Source organism: Pedobacter westerhofensis (assembly GCF_900182595.1).
Classification (GTDB): Bacteria; Bacteroidota; Bacteroidia; order Sphingobacteriales; family Sphingobacteriaceae; genus Pedobacter; species Pedobacter westerhofensis.
The window spans coordinates 48,991-66,717 of sequence record NZ_FXTN01000014.1 but is presented as its reverse complement, the minus strand read 5'-3'; the positions used below and the strand labels follow the sequence as shown (position 1 = coordinate 66,717).

The 17,727-nt window shown below is 44.2% G+C and carries 14 protein-coding genes and 1 tRNA gene; 4 read left to right on the top strand and 11 right to left on the bottom strand.

Annotated elements, in window-relative coordinates:
* Nucleotides 1–16: 16 nt before the first annotated feature.
* Nucleotides 17–670: a DUF4142 domain-containing protein gene (locus FN831_RS23780; protein WP_142530713.1), complete on the bottom strand. Its 654-nt coding sequence runs from the start codon at nt 668–670 to the stop codon at nt 17–19.
* Nucleotides 671–850: 180 nt separating this feature from the next.
* On the opposite strand from FN831_RS23780, the gene FN831_RS23775 reads away from it, so the two are divergent.
* The 3 genes from FN831_RS23775 to FN831_RS23765 are packed head-to-tail and all read left to right on the top strand — an operon-like array spanning nt 851 to nt 2,806.
* A complete protein-coding gene (locus FN831_RS23775) occupies nt 851–1,582 on the top strand; it encodes a dioxygenase family protein (RefSeq protein WP_142530712.1) in 732 nt (243 codons plus the stop codon).
* 7 nt (nt 1,583–1,589) lie between these two features.
* Nucleotides 1,590–2,090 carry a hypothetical protein gene (locus FN831_RS23770; RefSeq protein ID WP_142530711.1) on the top strand — a complete coding sequence of 167 codons (501 nt, stop codon included), beginning with the start codon at nt 1,590–1,592 and terminating at the stop codon, nt 2,088–2,090.
* Complete coding sequence (locus FN831_RS23765; protein ID WP_142530710.1) at nt 2,087–2,806, top strand: pirin family protein; 720 nt, start codon at nt 2,087–2,089, stop codon at nt 2,804–2,806. Before FN831_RS23770 ends, FN831_RS23765 begins: the two co-directional genes overlap by 4 nt.
* 18 nt (nt 2,807–2,824) lie before the next feature.
* On the opposite strand, the gene FN831_RS23760 is transcribed toward FN831_RS23765, so the two are convergent.
* From FN831_RS23760 to FN831_RS23740, 5 genes are all read right to left on the bottom strand, one after another.
* The gene (locus tag FN831_RS23760) at nt 2,825–3,499 is read right to left on the bottom strand and encodes a DUF1345 domain-containing protein (protein ID WP_142530709.1); all 675 of its coding nucleotides are present in this window, start codon (nt 3,497–3,499) and stop codon (nt 2,825–2,827) included.
* Between the two features lie 95 nt (nt 3,500–3,594).
* Nucleotides 3,595–4,122, bottom strand: coding sequence for an RNA polymerase sigma factor (locus tag FN831_RS23755; RefSeq protein ID WP_142530708.1), 528 nt, complete (start codon nt 4,120–4,122; stop codon nt 3,595–3,597).
* 231 nt (nt 4,123–4,353) lie between these two features.
* Entirely contained in the window at nt 4,354–5,394 is a 1,041-nt protein-coding gene (locus tag FN831_RS23750; RefSeq protein WP_246101741.1) for a sensor histidine kinase, read from the bottom strand.
* A 45-nt stretch (nt 5,395–5,439) separates the two neighbouring features.
* Nucleotides 5,440–6,189 (bottom strand): LytR/AlgR family response regulator transcription factor, encoded by a 750-nt coding sequence (locus tag FN831_RS23745; protein WP_142530706.1) that lies wholly within the window; start codon nt 6,187–6,189, stop codon nt 5,440–5,442.
* A 410-nt stretch (nt 6,190–6,599) separates the two neighbouring features.
* Nucleotides 6,600–6,670: transfer RNA gene (locus FN831_RS23740), tRNA-Cys, on the bottom strand.
* Nucleotides 6,671–6,850: 180 nt separating this feature from the next.
* Here FN831_RS23740 and FN831_RS23735 point away from each other — a divergent pair.
* Nucleotides 6,851–10,234 carry a DEAD/DEAH box helicase gene (locus FN831_RS23735; RefSeq protein ID WP_142530705.1) on the top strand — a complete coding sequence of 1,128 codons (3,384 nt, stop codon included), beginning with the start codon at nt 6,851–6,853 and terminating at the stop codon, nt 10,232–10,234.
* A gap of 34 nt (nt 10,235–10,268) precedes the next feature.
* Here the strand turns inward: FN831_RS23735 and FN831_RS23730 are convergent, their stop codons facing one another.
* From FN831_RS23730 to FN831_RS23715, 5 genes are all read right to left on the bottom strand, one after another.
* The gene (locus tag FN831_RS23730) at nt 10,269–10,952 is read right to left on the bottom strand and encodes a hypothetical protein (protein ID WP_142530704.1); all 684 of its coding nucleotides are present in this window, start codon (nt 10,950–10,952) and stop codon (nt 10,269–10,271) included.
* Nucleotides 10,953–10,967: 15 nt separating this feature from the next.
* The gene (locus tag FN831_RS23725; RefSeq protein ID WP_142530703.1) at nt 10,968–12,533 is read right to left on the bottom strand and encodes a hypothetical protein; all 1,566 of its coding nucleotides are present in this window, start codon (nt 12,531–12,533) and stop codon (nt 10,968–10,970) included.
* Nucleotides 12,534–12,700: 167 nt separating this feature from the next.
* Nucleotides 12,701–12,868 carry a hypothetical protein gene (locus tag FN831_RS27805; protein ID WP_185960590.1) on the bottom strand — a complete coding sequence of 56 codons (168 nt, stop codon included), beginning with the start codon at nt 12,866–12,868 and terminating at the stop codon, nt 12,701–12,703.
* 35 nt (nt 12,869–12,903) lie between these two features.
* A complete protein-coding gene (locus tag FN831_RS23720) occupies nt 12,904–13,716 on the bottom strand; it encodes an FHA domain-containing protein (RefSeq protein WP_142530702.1) in 813 nt (270 codons plus the stop codon).
* 55 nt (nt 13,717–13,771) lie between these two features.
* Nucleotides 13,772–17,725, bottom strand: coding sequence for an FtsW/RodA/SpoVE family cell cycle protein (locus FN831_RS23715; RefSeq protein WP_142530701.1), 3,954 nt, complete (start codon nt 17,723–17,725; stop codon nt 13,772–13,774).
* Nucleotides 17,726–17,727 lie beyond the last annotated feature (2 nt).

Below are 17,727 nucleotides of genomic sequence, written 5' to 3'. Positions count from 1 at the left end.
TTCAATCGCAAAAAGATTAATTTTTATGCTTTTTATCTACATTAGGCAGGTCATCTCCCCTGTTGTCAGGTTTTTTCACCATGATGACAGAGTCTATACCGATAGCCATCTGATTATGCTGCTGTAATACCGGAAGCGTTTTCTGCGCAAAAGCACGCAGTTTGTCATTTTTAAATTTTGTTGCCCCATTAAACAGGTCTATGGTTTTAGCATGGTCCTTCACCATCATATCCATATAACTCTGATCGTATTCATTTGCTTCTGATTGTCTCATCATCGCCAAATGGCTTTGCTCTTCAGATGGAAGTGCCTCCGGAACTTTTACCCCAAGGCTTTCAGCAATCTGCTGAAGCTCTTTGTTTGCAGCGGTATGATCAGTGATCATTCTTTTTGCAAAGGCCAGAACTTTGGGGCTTTTACTTTTCTGTGTGGTCAGGTTTCCCATTTCAACTTCCATTAAACCACCAACCGCTGCCTGCTGGATAAATCCTGTTTCTGCAGGCTGCAGACTTGAAGAATCATTCTTTGCCTGGTCTTTATCAACTGTACTGATAGCTGTGTCTGCCGATAATGTAGTAGTTCCATCTTTCTTGTCTGATGCTGATGGGCTGCAGGCTGCCATGGAAAGTGAAATGCAACTCAATAATGCGATATTTTGAATGTTAGTCATAGGATGTGTTTTTAAATTCCAACATTTTAACACTGCTTCGGGTAAATGGTTTTCCCTAATTCAAAAAGGGCTTCATTAATCTTTTTATAATTTATCGGTACAATTACACTATCAACCGATACCTGCCTCCTGTACCTGCAGCAGCATCCTATATTTAAATCTTATAAACGCAGGGATAACATGGAAAGAAAAAAATTTTTAAGGAGTTTGATGATCGGTGCATTCTCTGCACCTATTATTATTGATGCCTGTTCTAAAGTCGAGGGCACAACGGATACCGCCACAACATCGGGCACACCAGGCACCGGTGCATCAGGATCAGCATCAGGATGTAACCTGGCGCCTACAGAAACAGAGGGGCCCTTTCCAACAAAAGTCCCGGCATCCTACGTACGGCCTGACATCACTAACGGGCGGACAGGTTATGCACTTTCAATTAAAATCACCATCGGCAACAGTAACAGTAACTGCGCAGCAATATCAGGCGCCATCGTAGATATCTGGCATTGCGACGCAGAAGGAAATTACTCCGAATATGGAGGAAGCGGCATGCAGAGTACCGACTACCAGAGCCTTCATTTCCTGCGCGGAAGACAAACTACGGATGCAAACGGACTGGTCACCTTTACCTCAATTTTCCCTGGCTGGTACAGCGGCAGGGCAACACATATCCATGTGCATGTTTATAATGCTTCCGGCACCTCGCTAAAGGTTACACAGATCGCATTTCCGGAAGTTACGGGCAGCGCTGTCCTGGCAGTAAACGGCTATGCCAAGGGAATGACCGGCTACACCTATAATGCAAAGGATAATGTATTCAGTGATGATACTGCCGGGATTGAAGTTGCAACAGTTACAGGCAGCACTACGGCAGGATTTGCCTTAACTATGAACATTAGCGTACCAGCATAAGAAGGAAATGGCCACACGGATTATTAACCTCTGCTACCGCAAGATCATCGACGCGAATGCCGCAGGTATCTGGGAACAGCTGGTTTTCAATGATACCTATACCGAATTCCTGATGCAGGCGCAATATTACAACCAGGAAAAGAAATATACTTCTCTTGCGCAGCTCGTCCTGCACGTCCCAGATGCGGAGCGCCTTCATTTCCTGGTCAGCGCCGCCTGTATCGAATATTTGCAGCAGCTCAATGAAAGGATACCTGATATCTATAATATCCTGGGAAATAAATTCCTGAATTTTAAGAGTTTTCATTTTGAAATTATCAATTCGGATATCACGCAGCGCTCTGCCCATCAGGTAGCCATCAATTTTTATTCGGAACCACTGATATGGCATGACTCCATCGGCAGTTACCTGCTGGTCTCACAAAAAGATGCCAAACAGCCGGAGCTGACGGACCTCGTAAAGCTGGTCCCCTTTCTGTCCATAAATTCATTAAAGATTATCCCATGATCAGGCAAGTACCTGCAAAAATATTCCTCTCTGATCAGCGTAGGATACGCCAGTCAGACGTACACCGGTCATTCAGTACATTGAGTTACGGGGCTCATGAAAACACGCACAAATTCAATCTTTCCAAACTCTTTGTCCTGAACGATGAGGAACTTGCTGGAGGAGGATCAGTAACCATACAAATCAGGCAGGCCTCTTATATGGTTTTACTTCCAATTACGGGCGACCTTGATTTCAGCAGTACTGTGACAGATCAGTTTACGGTAAACGTGGGTGAACTCAGGATCATCAGCCTGCCCAGAAAATCGGCAGTTACGCTATCAAACCCTTTTCTCAACGATACGATAAATTATTTGCTGTTGTGCGTTAAAACCGAGAAAAACCTTGACCTTTCAGCCTTGTATCAATTTGATCTGGATGCGGAGGATAATCAGCTGATCAGGCTTTGTGCTCCTGTAACCACCTTTTGTGTAAACATTGGTCGTTTTAAAGGCAGAAGTGAAGGAATGTACCGCTTACGGAACAAACATAGCAGATTGCTGAGTTTTGTGATTTCGGGCGCATTTGAGGTAGAGCACCGCTTACTGCATATGCGGGATGGGCTGGCACTGTCCGATCTGGAAGAAGTAGATTTTGAATCCCTCAGTGAGGGAGCTGTTTTGCTGATGATTGAACTGTTCGGCACAGACCATACTGCCCGGATACGCAGAAAGTAAAAACGCGCCCGGTAAGATTTATTTGGTGATCAGTCCTGAGATGATGTTGATGCTTAGGGCAACTATAACGGTGTTGAAAGCAAAGGAAACCAGACTGTGCATTAAAGCCAGACGGCGGATACGTTTAGAGCTGATCTCAACATCCGATACCTGGAAGGTCATACCGATCACAAATGAAAAGTAACTAAAATCGAGATAATCCGGTTCCTTCTCTTCCGGAAATTCCAGTCCTTCTACATATTTTGAGTCTGCCCCCTCATTTTTTACAGGTGCATTTTCATAATACAGGTGTGCGTACCGGAATACAAATATCGTGTGTACCAAAGCCCATGAACAAACTACGGCAGCAACAGACAGAAAAACATGAAGTGACAGTTCTACCCCGGTCAACTGTTTTGTAGAACTTAACAAAAGTACTACTACAAAGAGGCTCGCTACGGCAGCAGCCAGCACAAACATAAATATCAGGGTACGGTTGCTGTCCTGCATCTTTGCCACCTTTTTCATTTCCAGCGGATGAACAGTAAAAATGGTCGACCAGTAGAGTCCCAGCATGAAGGATGCATAGGTAATCCAGGTGATCACAAGACTGGTATTGAGAGAAACTTTGGTGTGGACAGAAAAGAAGATGATCAGTGCTGCAACAAGAGAGATCAGCAATTTATGGTGTGCATCTAGTCTTGTAATATACATTCAGGTGGCGTGATTTAGTAAAAATGAATACACAATGGTAGTCAAATTAAACAATATAATCAGCACTGATCATCTTTTGATAGCTAAAGCGATGACTAAGCTACCTTTGGCAGAAAATTTTGATAATGCATTTTCAGGCTTTTTTTGAGCAGTTGCCTGGCAACATGTATTCTTGTTTTAACAGTTCCAATTGGAATATCCAGTTGTTCTGCAATTTCATAGTATTTAAAGCCTTCAAAGTATTTCAGAAAAGGCACATAGTATTCAGGCTGTAATTTTGCAAGCGCTTTATAAATATCTTCCATTACAAATTTACCATCACTATCATTAACACTGGCACTGTAGTGCAGTTTGTCTGAAGTGATCTCATCAGTTACAGTCATGATAGAATTAGTTTTGGTGGCCCTTCTGTAATTATTGATGAAAGTGTTTTTCATGATGGTGTAAAGCCAGGCCTTAAAATTAGTCCCTTCTTTAAAATGTGTAGAATAATTAATGGCCTTTAACATGGTATCCTGCACCAGGTCGTTTGCGTCTTCAACATCCCGAGTAAACGAGATCGCAAATGCATGTAAGGAGTCCTTATAACTGTAAAGCTGGTAATTGAAGTCGTTTGTGCTCATAATTTTGTTTTTCAAGTTAGATACCTGAAAGTTTACAAACCACATACCAAAACAGGGCTGTTGTAGAGAGATAATGCCAAAAATGTCAACAAAAGCATAAAGCCACAATATAATACATCTATATATGATAAATACAAAATAAAATAAGGATATAAGTCTTTTAAAACAGACAACACCATTACAAACCAGTGGATTGATGGTAATTATTTACTACAAATTACCGTAGGAAGATCAATGATAGCTCAACGTAACATTTACATGAAAATAATGATCAGTGTCTGTAGAATATATAATGCTGGATTTTTCTCCATAAGTATGCAAGAGCCGCTGCCTGATATTTTCCAGTCCAAGGTGATGGCTGATTTCACCTTTTCCTTCATTGATCAGGTTTGCTGTTGTAATCTGAAGATTGGCCTGGGTAATCCTGACGGAGATCGTAGCCGGACGGGATGCCCTGCTCAGGTTACCATGTTTAAATATATTCTCTGCAAGGGTGAGCAGCACCAGTGGAATAAAGGTAGTTTGGGAAGTTCCCGGGCTGTATTCAAGCCTGAGGTAAAGGGTATCATCCTGCCTGATCTGGTGCAGCAGGATTAAATTTCTGAGTTGTTCTACTTCTTCAGAGAGCAATACCAGGCCTTCAGAATTTTCTGATTCAATGGCATACCGCATCATGTCTGATAAAGTGATAATCGCCTCGGCAGCTTTTGGGGAGGTTTTTCTTATATTATTATAAATAAAGCTCAGGGTATTGAATAAGAAATGTGGATTGATCTGTGCTTTCAGGTAAGCATTAACAGCAACATTCAATTCATTCTTCACCTTTTGCTGATCAATGATATCAATCAGCTTTTGTTTCTCCAGTTTTTCGTTTAGCGTACGCTCTTTGATAAAAGTAATCAGGAAATAATATCCTGTAGAAACTCCGATAAAATAAACTGCCCTGTAAATAGCTTTGACAATAAAGAGTGTATCGATGGTAAGGCTGATCTCAGGCATGAGATGCAAGTACCGGAGCAGAATGTAATCTACAAAATATACAATAACAAAGTAGACCGCAACTTCTACGATAATGGTAAGCGGAAGTCTCCAGAATACCTGTGCCCTTTTTTTGAAAACCCTTGGCAGCACCGTATAAGCATGGATATAAAAGAGAAAAATGTTAAAGATATAATGGACAACATAGGCAGTTACAGAGCCTGTGAGTTTGCTGATCACTGCTACCACGATCATTTCATAGACAATGTAAATGCTCCATGATAAAATGTGCACTCTGTACAAGCTCAGAATTTTTGACAATTTATGCAGCATCTGTACCTATCTACGTCCGGTCTTCAGAGAATACTCACTCAGGTAAGCATTAAACATGTCCTTATAGGAACCGCCTAAAATGATTTCCTTCTCATTGTTGAGATAAATGGTATTCCCGGTGATTTTCCGGATCTCCTCCATTTTGATGATGAAGGATTTATGCACGCGCATAAACCTTCCATCGGCTTCCAGTGCCTGTTCTACCTCGGTCATGGTCAGATAGGTAGTGAACTTCTCGTTTTTTGTATAGATAGTGATATAGTTCTTTAAGCCCTCAACCAGCACGATATCGCCGATGTTGATCCTGATCTTGCTTTTTTCATCGCCCTTGATAAAAAAGAAATCTGCCGGCAAGGCCGTTTCGCCAGCTGCTGCCGGTTTTGATACCACTAAGCTGCTGGCAATCTCTGCTACCATATCGGCAAATTTGTTCAGCCTGATTGGTTTAAGCAGGTAGTGATCTGCCCTTACATCGAAAGCATCCAGCGCATATTGGCTATGTGCTGTAATAAAAATCAGCTTTTTAGTTTTGTTCCGTAATGATCTTGCCAATTCGATACCTGAGATGCCAGGCATATTGATATCCAGGAAAACAATATCAATATCATCTTCGGCAGAGATATTATCCAGCGCAAGCAGCGGGCTTCTGAAAGTTTTATAGAGGGAGAGCGAGGGAAGTTCAGCAACATAATCGGTTAAAAGATCAATCGCGTGCTGCTCATCATCAATTATTACACATTTTAGTATATTCTTCATCTTCTATGGATGTCTGACGCAATATACAAGAATGTACTCAATAATTTTCTTTGGTTAGAAAAGGGATCTGTTATCGCGGGCAGGAGAAACATATAGCTGAAGGGGATTGTTATCCCCTCCAGTATATCAAACACACCAATTTGAGAGCGAAATTTATGACAAGTGATGAAAATTTAAACTTGCTGAAACCTAGCTTGATGGTAAACCTAGCCAAGTAATACCATTTATCAAATAATATTACACCAACAGCCCGATTACCTACACGAACGAACGATTATCTACACGAAATGGCGAGTATTTATTATGCCCCGCCAAAAAAAATACCCCAGACTATCCGGCCTGGGGTATGAACAAAACAAAACTTAGATCTAACCAAAAATCTAATAAGTAAGCGTCATTGCTGACAGCTGACGTCATGGACGGAATCGAACCGCCGTTAAAGGTTTTGCAGACCCATACCTAACCACTCGGCCACATGACTATTTAAAAGAATTAAAAGAAAGTTGATCAACAAACCTGTTTACAACAAAGCAACAATCTTTAAATTCCCGACTGACAGCAAATATAATAATGTCTACTGAAATAGTAGAATTTATTTTAAAATATTATTCTTCTTCCGATGTGAGGCCTCGGCAGAAAGGCTTATCTTAGATGCCGAGCTATGCCGAACAAGCCAAATCAACATGAATCCGCAAAACGAAATCCTGATACTTTTATCTGGAAAAATTTTAAAATCAGCAAGTTAAGTGCTGTTGAAATTTTAAGACACAGTGCCGGCCCTATTGATTCTGGCGTTAAAGGCTATCTGGAACTCCAGCCAGAAAATATTTCCGTAGATTTCGCCTCTTTTACTGAAACCGGCAGCCCCATTCAATTTCCACAGCTGAACATCCGGCAAAACCAGGATACCCTTATCCTTTCATGCAGGTGTGCCGCCGATAAAAACAAGCTGTGCGAACACCAGGTACGGGCCTTGTTCAACGTGATGGGCAGACAGGAAATCCGTATATTTTTTGATGAGGAGCTGCGGCTGGAAAAAATAAAAGCATTTGCCGGCGCTTACGGACTGGAGAATGAGGAGGAGCTGGAGAATTTCTTTGGCCTGGAATATGAAAATAAAAAATACAGCATCATCTGCTTGGTTAAAGACCTGCTGCCGGTTACCAGAGAAAAGAATGCACATCTCAAGGACATGCTCCTGCCCGGCCGGATTGCACCCTGGCTCAGACAGGGTGATGAAAGACTGAGCAAAATACTGGTACTGAAACAACACCGTTATTATAACCACTTCCAGGCAGATTTGATGGAATGTACCATTACCAGCAGCGGGAAGTTAAGGAACCCGCTCAGGCCATTGAACCCAATGGATTTCCTCTGGACTACCGACAATATAGATGAGCTTAAATTTTATACTGCCATCTCCAGGTTTCAGCAAAATTATGAAGCCGAAAAACCTGAAACTGAAATTGAAGGATTAAAGGCGCTGCTCAAAAATCCGCTGCAGCTTGCTGCCTATTATCATGATGCAACGATTTCACCCAACCTCACAGTCAGTTCTGTTCTTCCGGTGAGGCTAAGAAATCAGAAGATTGAAATTAACCTGTACGTTTCTTTAAAAAAGAGCTTTTATACGATTACGGCCGAGGTAATTCTGGAGGGCAAGGCATACGATCTGAACATGCTTAATATCAGGTATAAATACTTTTTGTTTTACCAGGGCGTGATGCACCTGATTGATCAGGCGGATCTGTTAAAAATCATAGCGTTTTTCAGGCAGCACAACAATCACCTGGTGATCCATGAATCAAAGTTCAGTGTTTTCCAGGATGACATTATATCTAAACTGGAAAACCGGATCAATGTAACCTACTCCTACCTCAAACCTGCTACACCAGAACAGCTGGACGAGCGTGATTTTGATCATTCTGTAGAAAAAATCATTTACCTCTCTGATTCGGAGAACTATGTTTTGATCACTCCCGTGATGAAATATGGTAAAGTAGAAGTCCCTGTATTGTCCCGCAAGCAAATCTATGCCACGGACCAGTCCGGTAATGTGTTTTCCGTGGCCCGGCATAAAGATGATGAGCTGCGGTTTATCACAATGCTGACGCGCCAGCATCCGCATTTTTCTGAACAGCTGGACGGGCAGGAATTGTATCTCCATAAAAAACGTTTTCTGGACGAGGGCTGGTTTTTGTCTGTATTTGAGGAATGGCGGTCAGAACAAATTACTGTACTGGGATTTAATGAGTTGAAGGGAAACCATATCAATCCCAATCCGGTTAAAATTACCATTGCCGTCAAAAGTGGCCTCAACTGGTTTGACAGTACATTTGAAGTAAAGTTTGGCAGTCAGAAAGTTTCGCTGAAGCATTTACATAAATCGATCAGGAACAAGAATAAATTCATCAAGCTTGGGGATGGTACGATGGGTATCCTTCCGCAGGAATGGATTGATAAGTTTACGGCTTATTTTAATGCGGGAGAAGTTGTGGAGGATAACCTGCGCACACCAAAAGTAAATTTCTCCGGCATTGCCGAATTATATGAGAAGGAAGTATTGCCTGCCGAAGTAAGAATGGAATTGTCTGCCTATAAAGACAGGATCAGGAATTTCAAAGAGATCGGGCAGCTGGATGTTCCGGCCGCGCTGAATGCAGAACTGCGCGATTACCAGAAAGAGGGGCTCAACTGGCTGAATTTCCTGGACGAGTTTGGCTTTGGCGGATGTCTTGCAGATGATATGGGACTGGGCAAAACTATCCAGATCATCGCATTCATATTGTCGCAGCGGGACAAAGGATACCAGAATACAAATCTTGTGGTGGTGCCCACTACCCTGATCTTTAACTGGCAGGCCGAAATTGCTAAATTTGCACCGGATTTGAAGCTGTATACCATTTATGGTGCCGACAGGATCAAAGATATAACTGTTTTTAATGAGTATGAGGTGATACTTACTTCATATGGAACATTGCTGTATGATATTGGCTGGCTCAAAAAGTATCATTTCAATTATATCTTTCTTGATGAATCGCAAACAATAAAAAACCCTGATTCGCTGCGTTACAATGCTGTACGGCTCCTGCAGTCGCGCAACAAGATTACCATGACGGGCACACCTATAGAAAACAATACCTTCGACCTGTATGGTCAGCTTTCTTTTGCCTGCCCCGGCCTGCTGGGCAGCAAACAGTTTTTCAGGGATCAATACTCTACACCAATTGATAAATTTAAAGATAATACGAGGGCAATTGCACTGAAAAATAAGGTGAGTCCTTTTATCCTTCGCCGCACAAAAAAAGAGGTGGCCGGAGAGCTGCCTGATAAAACAGAAATGGTAATCTACTGCGAAATGGGCACTGAGCAAAAAACTGCCTATGATGCCTGCAAAAATGAGTATGTGCGTTACCTGATGGGCGAAAAGGAAGAAGACCTGCCAAAACATACACTGCATGTGCTAAAAGGCCTTACGCAGCTGAGGCAGATTTGTAACTCCCCCTCCCTGCTGGGCGATAATCTGCTGCACGGAATTTCTTCATCGAAGATTGATACCCTGATGGAAGAAATTGAGAGCCATTCGCCGCAGCACAAGATCCTGGTTTTCTCACAATTTGTATCGATGCTGGACCTGATCAGAAAAGAGCTGAAAGCCAGGGATATTGGCTTTGAATACCTGACAGGACAGACTAAAAACAGGGAGCGCAGGGTAGAGAATTTCCAGAATAATGCGGATGTGCGCGTTTTCCTGATCAGCCTCAAAGCCGGTGGCACAGGGCTTAATCTTACCGAAGCTGATTATGTTTACCTGGTTGATCCCTGGTGGAACCCCGCGGCAGAAAACCAGGCCATAGACCGCTGTTACCGCATCGGCCAGAAGAAGAACGTAGTGGCTGTAAGGCTGATCTGCCCGGATACAATAGAGGAAAAAATCATGAAGCTGCAGGAAACCAAAAAAGAACTGGTCAGTGACCTGATCCAGACCGATGGTTCGATGCTGAAATCACTGACCAAAACTGATCTGTTAAAGCTCTTCAGCTAGTGGATTAAAAATTGCAGCTGCAGCAGATTTTTATTTAGTGAACCCTGGCCCCAAATTTATAGCTGATAGACTGTCCTTCGATTTCAAGTGAAAGCTGATGCGGCTGGCCGCTGTCATCTGTGTAGCTCTTATTTTTGATAAATTCAGGAAGTTCTTTTTTGCTGATCTGCTCAAAATAACTCTGGAAATCCTTGTTCAAAGCTTCATCAGTTTTCGGAGCATTAACCAGTGTCTGCTCAGGAAGTGCATCAGAACGCATTTTTTCCAATGCGAGCATCACGATGTCAAAGTACCAGGAATTGGTCAGTTTCATCGCTTCTATCGCAAAGCCATCAGCAAAACCCAATAAATTGTGCCTGAAACTGGTGCCCTCATCCATAAAGAAGCGCAGCCCGGTAGATTTTGTCCATTCTGCCCGCTCCCCCTGGTCGCCATTGGCACTTACCCCATAAAAGGCAACCAGATATTCGAGTGAACCGGTTTTAATCTCTTCCTCATGGTTTATGTTTTCATCCAGGATCTGCTGTGAGACGCTTTGCATCAGCTGATCAAAATAAGAAGCATCCCCGGTAAAACTCATTCCTGAGATCGTTACGCCCGGCAAGCCTCCGCAACCCCTGCGCGCCAGAATACCATTTTTATATATCTTAATATTGAGGGCTTCTTCCACTCCCGATTTCACTGTGATCAATACGTATTCTACTTCCGACTTATCCATTTATATTTTGCCCTTTTAATTCTTCTCCACAAAAACGGGTGTTTCTGTGAGCATTATGTTTAAAATTCCTTTCGGGGTAGCCACAATCTTTGCCCTCATGCTGTCTGCCCCCGCAACAGGTGTGTACACCGTCACCGACGAAGCAGTGCCCATATTCAAACGAAACGCAGTTCTTCTGTCCTGTTCGTCCGGTACAAACATCACAAATATTTTCCGTCCATTCAAACCATAAACATCAACAATGGGATCAGTTTTCATATTTTTGACAAAATGAAAATCGCCCATCAGTTTTTTTACCTGGAAAAAATAATCTGCTACCGGTCTTCTTTTACTGCCAACGGCAAATCCGGAAGTTCCGTATTGCGTTGTACTGTTGGGGTCAACATCGTCCAGCATGTAGAAAAACGAGCGTTTTATACCATGCCTGGCATATAAAAGCGCAGACCTCAGCATCCAGTCGGCCTGGGTGATTAGTGCCGGCTTTTTACCAATGGCAATTGCTCTTTGCGGACTTTTAGTATTGATATCATATCCTGATTCCGTATTCCAGACTTCCGTCCCATTGGCATGTTTCCTGGCCATGGCTACAAACGCATCTGCAAGCGCTGCTGCACGCGAAAGCTCCGGCGGTTTGCCCACTGTAGGATCAGCACTGCCCGTCCAGTCGTTGTTATAAGCATGATAATTGATGACATCAAAACATAAGTTTACAGAACCATCAGCTTTGTAACCCCTGTTTTTTTTACACCATTCAATCATCTTAATTACATATTTGATATCAGGATCTGACAAACCGCCCATCACCACCTTCATCGACGGGTCAGCAGTTTTCACACCTGCATTTTTTCCCAGTTTACCCATGTGCCCATCATAGAAAGCCGACATGTTTGCAGCATACTCTTCTGCATTCTGATGTGCCTGTGGTCCTTTCCAGGTCTTATCACGTTCATTATCACATTCAATATATTTCACATAACCCAGTCCTACCCTTACATAGTTTAACTGATCGCCAGGCCAGCGGGCATTTGTGTTTACAGATACCAATGCACGGGGCACCGCCTTATTATGCCCATATCTTGCGGCAAACTGAAAAGCTACCTTTGCCTGCTTGAGGTAGGAAGAGGGCAGCTTACGGTTGAGCCCATAAGGTGCCGGAACATTTTCTGCATTCCGCTGATCTTTAGGATAGGTATTAACCAGCCAGCTGGGGCACGACTTCAGGTCGGCCAGGACTTCAATATTTTCGGATTTGCACCACTGATAGATCATATCATAATTCCATCCGCCTGAATGCACCGGGTTAAACGTATATTTCCCTTCTTCGGATTCCAGTTTATCCCAATCCATGTAATGCCTGAAACCGCCAAACGAGCGTATCACTTTTTTTCTGCTCTCAGGAATCAGTCCGTTATCTGAATCGGAAAAATCCCATTCAAACGCATTGATTCCCAGATGATTTTTAAAGAGACTGGGATTTGAAGGGAAAATCCTGACTGGAATATTTTTACTTTCCTTTTGTGCGTTGGTGCAGGATACTGCCAGCAAAAATATGAGAATATTTATTAAAAAAAGAGGTTTCATGGGTGGAGAGGTTATACTCTAATATAATTAATTAATCCCTAAATTTAGCTGTGACCGTAAGTTTATTAGAGCGGTAGGCATTGAATACACCTATGGCACCACCATCAGTCGTTATGTGCCGTCCGCTGCGGTAAGGGAGTAAAATCCGTAATCGTTGGTGGCCGTACTTAGCATACCAGGATTATTTCCTGCTGCGTTGAGATTACCAATCCCTCTGCGCGTATCGTTGTACCAATCAGCAGCTTTCCGGTTTGTGCATCTCTGATATAGCCACTAATGATATGTTTTGCCTGCGCCTTGATTTTATAGACTGTAAAACATAAAATCAAGGGCAAAAGATACAAGGTTTTTATCATTTTAATCCAAAAATCTATTGTAAAATGACAGTAAATTCCAGTATCGCTGCATCACCTAAAATGATCTGATCCCTGTCCTTTAAAGGATATCCCACCGCTGTGGAATTGAGCTTATTAATGGATTCGTCATGCGCTGTTCTGATCTTTGTTTTATTGCCCGGGGGCACTCCGCCCTCATCAGCATACAACTTAAAAGAGGCCGACGGCACATCCCATTCGATATGGGCATGCTGCCGGCTGATATACTTGTTGCTTTCATATGCCGGATCTTCGGGAAAGGCGATATGATTGATCCGTAAGGAACCGTCGTTGGCCTGAATAATGGCTTCACGGCCGATATTGATGCGTTTGCCAGCCTCCGGTTTTAAGATGTATTCATCCTGCTCTGCCTTTCCTTTTAGTACTTTGAGACTGACTTTAACTGCCGCCCCAATCCCTGTTACTGATGCTCCTGCCGGTTGCGTTACCTCTGCCGGTGCCGACATGGTGAGTTTTAGCCTTGCCTTGATTTCATTGGAGCGGAGCGTACCTGAGGGCAGCTCATCCTCAAACTGCAGGGCCAACTGCCAGTCTGCCGGCAGATCCAATGCAAAATTATCGGCAATGCGCTGAACATCTTCACGCAGTTTTTCCGTATTTCCATTGTATAAAGCCGCTTCATAAAGAAATTTCTCTTCTTCGTTTGGAGACACAAATAGAGAAACTGATTGGAGCGCAGAGCCTTCGCCTCCATCCAGCTGCTGCAATTCTTCTTTGATAAACTGCAAAATCGCATCCCTGATCCCTTTGGCATCTAACTTTGTATTCCGTTTAAAAAAATCAAACATATCTTCTCCTTTTTATCATCAGGACTGACCGCCCCTCTGATCATTTTATAATTATCTAATTGATACTTTTAATATAACCTTTCCCTGCCAGCAGTGGAATCACCACATCTGCAGCAAGCTTCACTGCTTCTGAAGAGCCTTTTGTGGCCTCAATACGGATACAGGTTACGGTGTAATCGGCAGTACCGGGATTGGGCGCAAAAAACACATACCAGCCGTCATTTACTTTTTTACCCCGCAGCATCCTTTCCGGTGTTCCAGTTTTACCGGCTACAGAAAGCCCAAACAGACCAGCTTTGCCGGCACTCTGTTCAACCATATACTGCTTTAACAACGCTGCATAGGCAGGATTTTTGGCCAGCGCAATACTTTCAGGGCTTTTTACCGTAGAATCATTTAGTTTGAGCACATATCTGTTGGGAACCAATTTGCCCTGGTTGGCAATCGCAGCGGCCAGGCGAGCCACTGCCACTGGTGTAGCAATCAGTTCTCCCTGTCCCCAGGCCATTCCGGAAATCCCGGTAGCCCTGTTCCTGTAGATATTCTGCGGGTTGTAGGCACTTTTGAATTCCGTTCTGCGCCACAGATCAAACCATCGGTTTGCCTGATCGGGATCTGCAGATTTTCTTCCGTAGTAGTAACCTCCAACCCCGTGCAGGAACATACCAGTTTTGAGGTACAGCTCTCCCATCGGCTCTGCCAGATGTTCCTGATTTGCCAGCTTTATAAAGTATACATTGTTAGATTTTACAATGGCCCGTTCCATATCAATATTTCCGGTCTCATCAGGTTCTGGTCCGCCGCTGCGTATTCTCTCATTGGCTTTCACCAGATAAGTCTGCTGTGCTGCGCGCATGCCCAGTTGATTAAAAGCAGCCATTGCCGTCAGCAATTTTGCCGTAGAACCCGGCTGGGTCGCTACTGTAAACCCAAGGTCGGCAGTAGTAGTCCAACTTGCCAGCTTATTCTGGTCGGTCCTGCTCATGGTAAGCTGCTCCCAGCTTTTTACCGGGGGCAGCGGGTAAACCGCGGAGGCCAGCACATCTCCGGTAGCCGAAGACATTACTACCACAGAAACCCTGTTTTTCTGCACTGCCGGATCTGCCGCCAAAGCTGTTTGCAAACGCGTTTGCAAAGCCGCATCCACGCTCAGCTTCACATCCCTGTTGCGTTTTTTAAACAGGGCAATTTCACTGGTATCAAGGCCTGCTATCAAGATCCGTGATAATGCCGAGAAATCTCTTTTCACAACCGTCATTTCCTTAGGGCCTCTGGGCAGAAAACGGTCTTCGCGATAGCGTGAGGCAATCAGGTTATAACTTGTTAATGGCATCTTAAATCCCCGGAGCTCAGCGGCGTGCTCATATTCTGCAAAATAACCGTTGATCCCCCCGTTAAATACACCCGTATTGGCATCACCGGTCCAGAAAAACAGCTGTTCTTCAAAAGGATAATACCTTGAAACCCTTCTGTGCTGTGCAGAATCCAGGTCATATTCTGGAATTCCTGCTTCGCGGAGCTCCTGCTGCTGCTTTTTAAACAGCTTTGGATCACTGGTAGCCAGCAGCAATCCTGCACGGTCATAAATATTACCAGCTTCCAGTTTTTTCATGAGTATTCCAATTCTTGGATTATAGCTGAACATGCGGCTTCCACCTTTGTCGGCCACCAGCGCAGGCTTTACCACCCAGGCCTTGTTGTTAAAGCTATATCTGGAAACATTGACCAGCAATAACAGCACGCCGATACAGGCAGCAAGCAGCGCCGGAACAAGGTTTTTATCCTGCTGGCGGGTGATATATTTCATCTGGCCTTCTGTTCCTCTTACCGATGAAGCAGAAAGAAGAAATCCCGCCGCCACAAGATTGATCACCAGCGAAGAACCACCATAACTTTCAAAAGGCAGGGATACCCCAGATAAAGGTAAAGCGCCAACAGAGCCGCCGGCAATCAGCAGGAACTGAATAAAGGTACAGATGCCTATCCCTGCACAACAGTAAAAAAGAAAAGGCGTGCCCGTTTGCCGTCCGATGATGATCGCGCGGTGCAGGTAGAGCAGGAACAGCCCGAAAACGCAGGCCATACCCAGCCAGCCAAAATCTTCTGCAATAGCCGGAAGAATCATATCTGTGTGGGCCTCCGGGATGGTTTTCGCAAAGCCTTTGCCCGTACCCTGACCGGCTATACCGCCGCTCGATATGGCCCAGAGCCCGTTTGCCACCTGATCGCCCCCGTAAACCTCGTTGTCCCAGGCATCCTGCCATATCGCTTTGCGGTCGCTCAGCCTTTCTACCGGACCGGGGACAATTTTATCAAGGTAAGGGATCTTATCAATGGTAAGGAAAGCCGTAATCACTACCAGTGCCATGATCGCAGATTCGCTGACCGTCCTCTTTTTTAAGGTGTGATAAAGTGCCAGGGCGCCAAAAGTGATCAAGGCATCCAGCCATACATTTTCTACAAACCATGCCACCAGGATATACAGAACCACAAAAGCTGTCATTTCCATAAAATCGCCCCTGGAGAATGAAAAGAGAATGATAAATGTAAAACAGATCACGATTGCAGGGCCAAGGTCGCCAAGCAGTAAAAACAGCAGCAGCGTACACAAAATTGCTGCCAGCGCAAATGAAAAGAAAGACCAGCGTTTTTTCCAGCTGGAATAGGCAGCAATGAACTGCTCATTCATTCCAAAAAATCCCGCAAGGAAAAGCACTACGATGTATTTTACTACTTCACTGGGCTGTATGCCCAGCAGGTTTACTTTCACGCCGCTGCCCTCCGGCCCGGCGCCGAACAGGAGCGTAATCACCAGCAAACCTATTGCCAAGGTGATCCATGGCCAGCCATTAGCGGCATCACGCTGTTTGGTAAAAATAAAGAGGCGGTATAAGCTGGAGTCGGCCGTAAACCGGCGCAGGTTAAAGGCAAGCAAAATAAAAATGCCCGTCACACCGATAAATAGATACAGTACAGAATCAGCAACCAGGAACCGGTCGCGCAGAGGGTCCTGTAAACTTAACAGGGTAAGAAATGAAATACCTGTGAGCAGCATGAGCAGTGGCAGGATGACCTGATCTGCATCCGGAAACCTTATGGATAATACGATGTGGATAAGCAAAAAGCCGAATAGCAGTGCCCCGGCAAAACACCAGTAGTAAAAGCTGAAATCCTGAGGCGTCCGTACAATCAGCGCGCCCTCATTCTTCAGAGTGTTAAAATCTCTCGAAGAGAGCAATCTGATGCGGTGCAGCGCCTCTGTAAAATTTAATGTCTGATGGCCGTTTAGTGCCTGTACTCCTTTTACCTGTCCAAACTCGGCACCCGGTTTCAGGGGAATAACTTCGTATGCTTTATCTTCAGGCAATCCGGTAAATTTATATTTACCCTCCTGGTCTGTACGTGCATAAGCTGTAAAAGGCCTGGCATCTACACTATCGGCCGCCACAATAGCGGTTAATCTTACCAGCACCCCGGATACAACCCCTTCAGCATTTTTGACACTGCCCTGCAGGGCACCGTCTCCAATCCCCATATCCTGCACGGAGGGCAAAGCCGGCGGAGCCGTAATCTCCTGTTCAAACCGTTTTTCATCTTGTCCTGTAAAGCCCAGCAGCGCCCGGGATAAAGCCACACGTTTCTTAAAAGATGCGCCCCCATACTGGCTTGCTTTATCTGCAGAGACATTGAATTTTCTTTTATTCAGGTCTCCAATATTACTGAAACGGTCTTCCTGCTGTTTGTCGGCAATTACCGATCTGATCAGGTCAATATCTGCAGGATCGTCATAATAATAGCCTTTTGTCAGCATTGCTTTTATGGCATTGGCAGGATCAGGGGCATTGAGGTTCACAATTGTTCCCGTCGCTAAGCCTTTATCTACATCTTTCATGCGTTCCTGCAAAACGCCAAAAAGCTTAAAAAATGCGAATACCAGGATGATGCCGATCATCGTGATGCTGATACGCTCTTTTAACCTTCCTCCAGATGTTTGTTGTTGTCTATCCATTG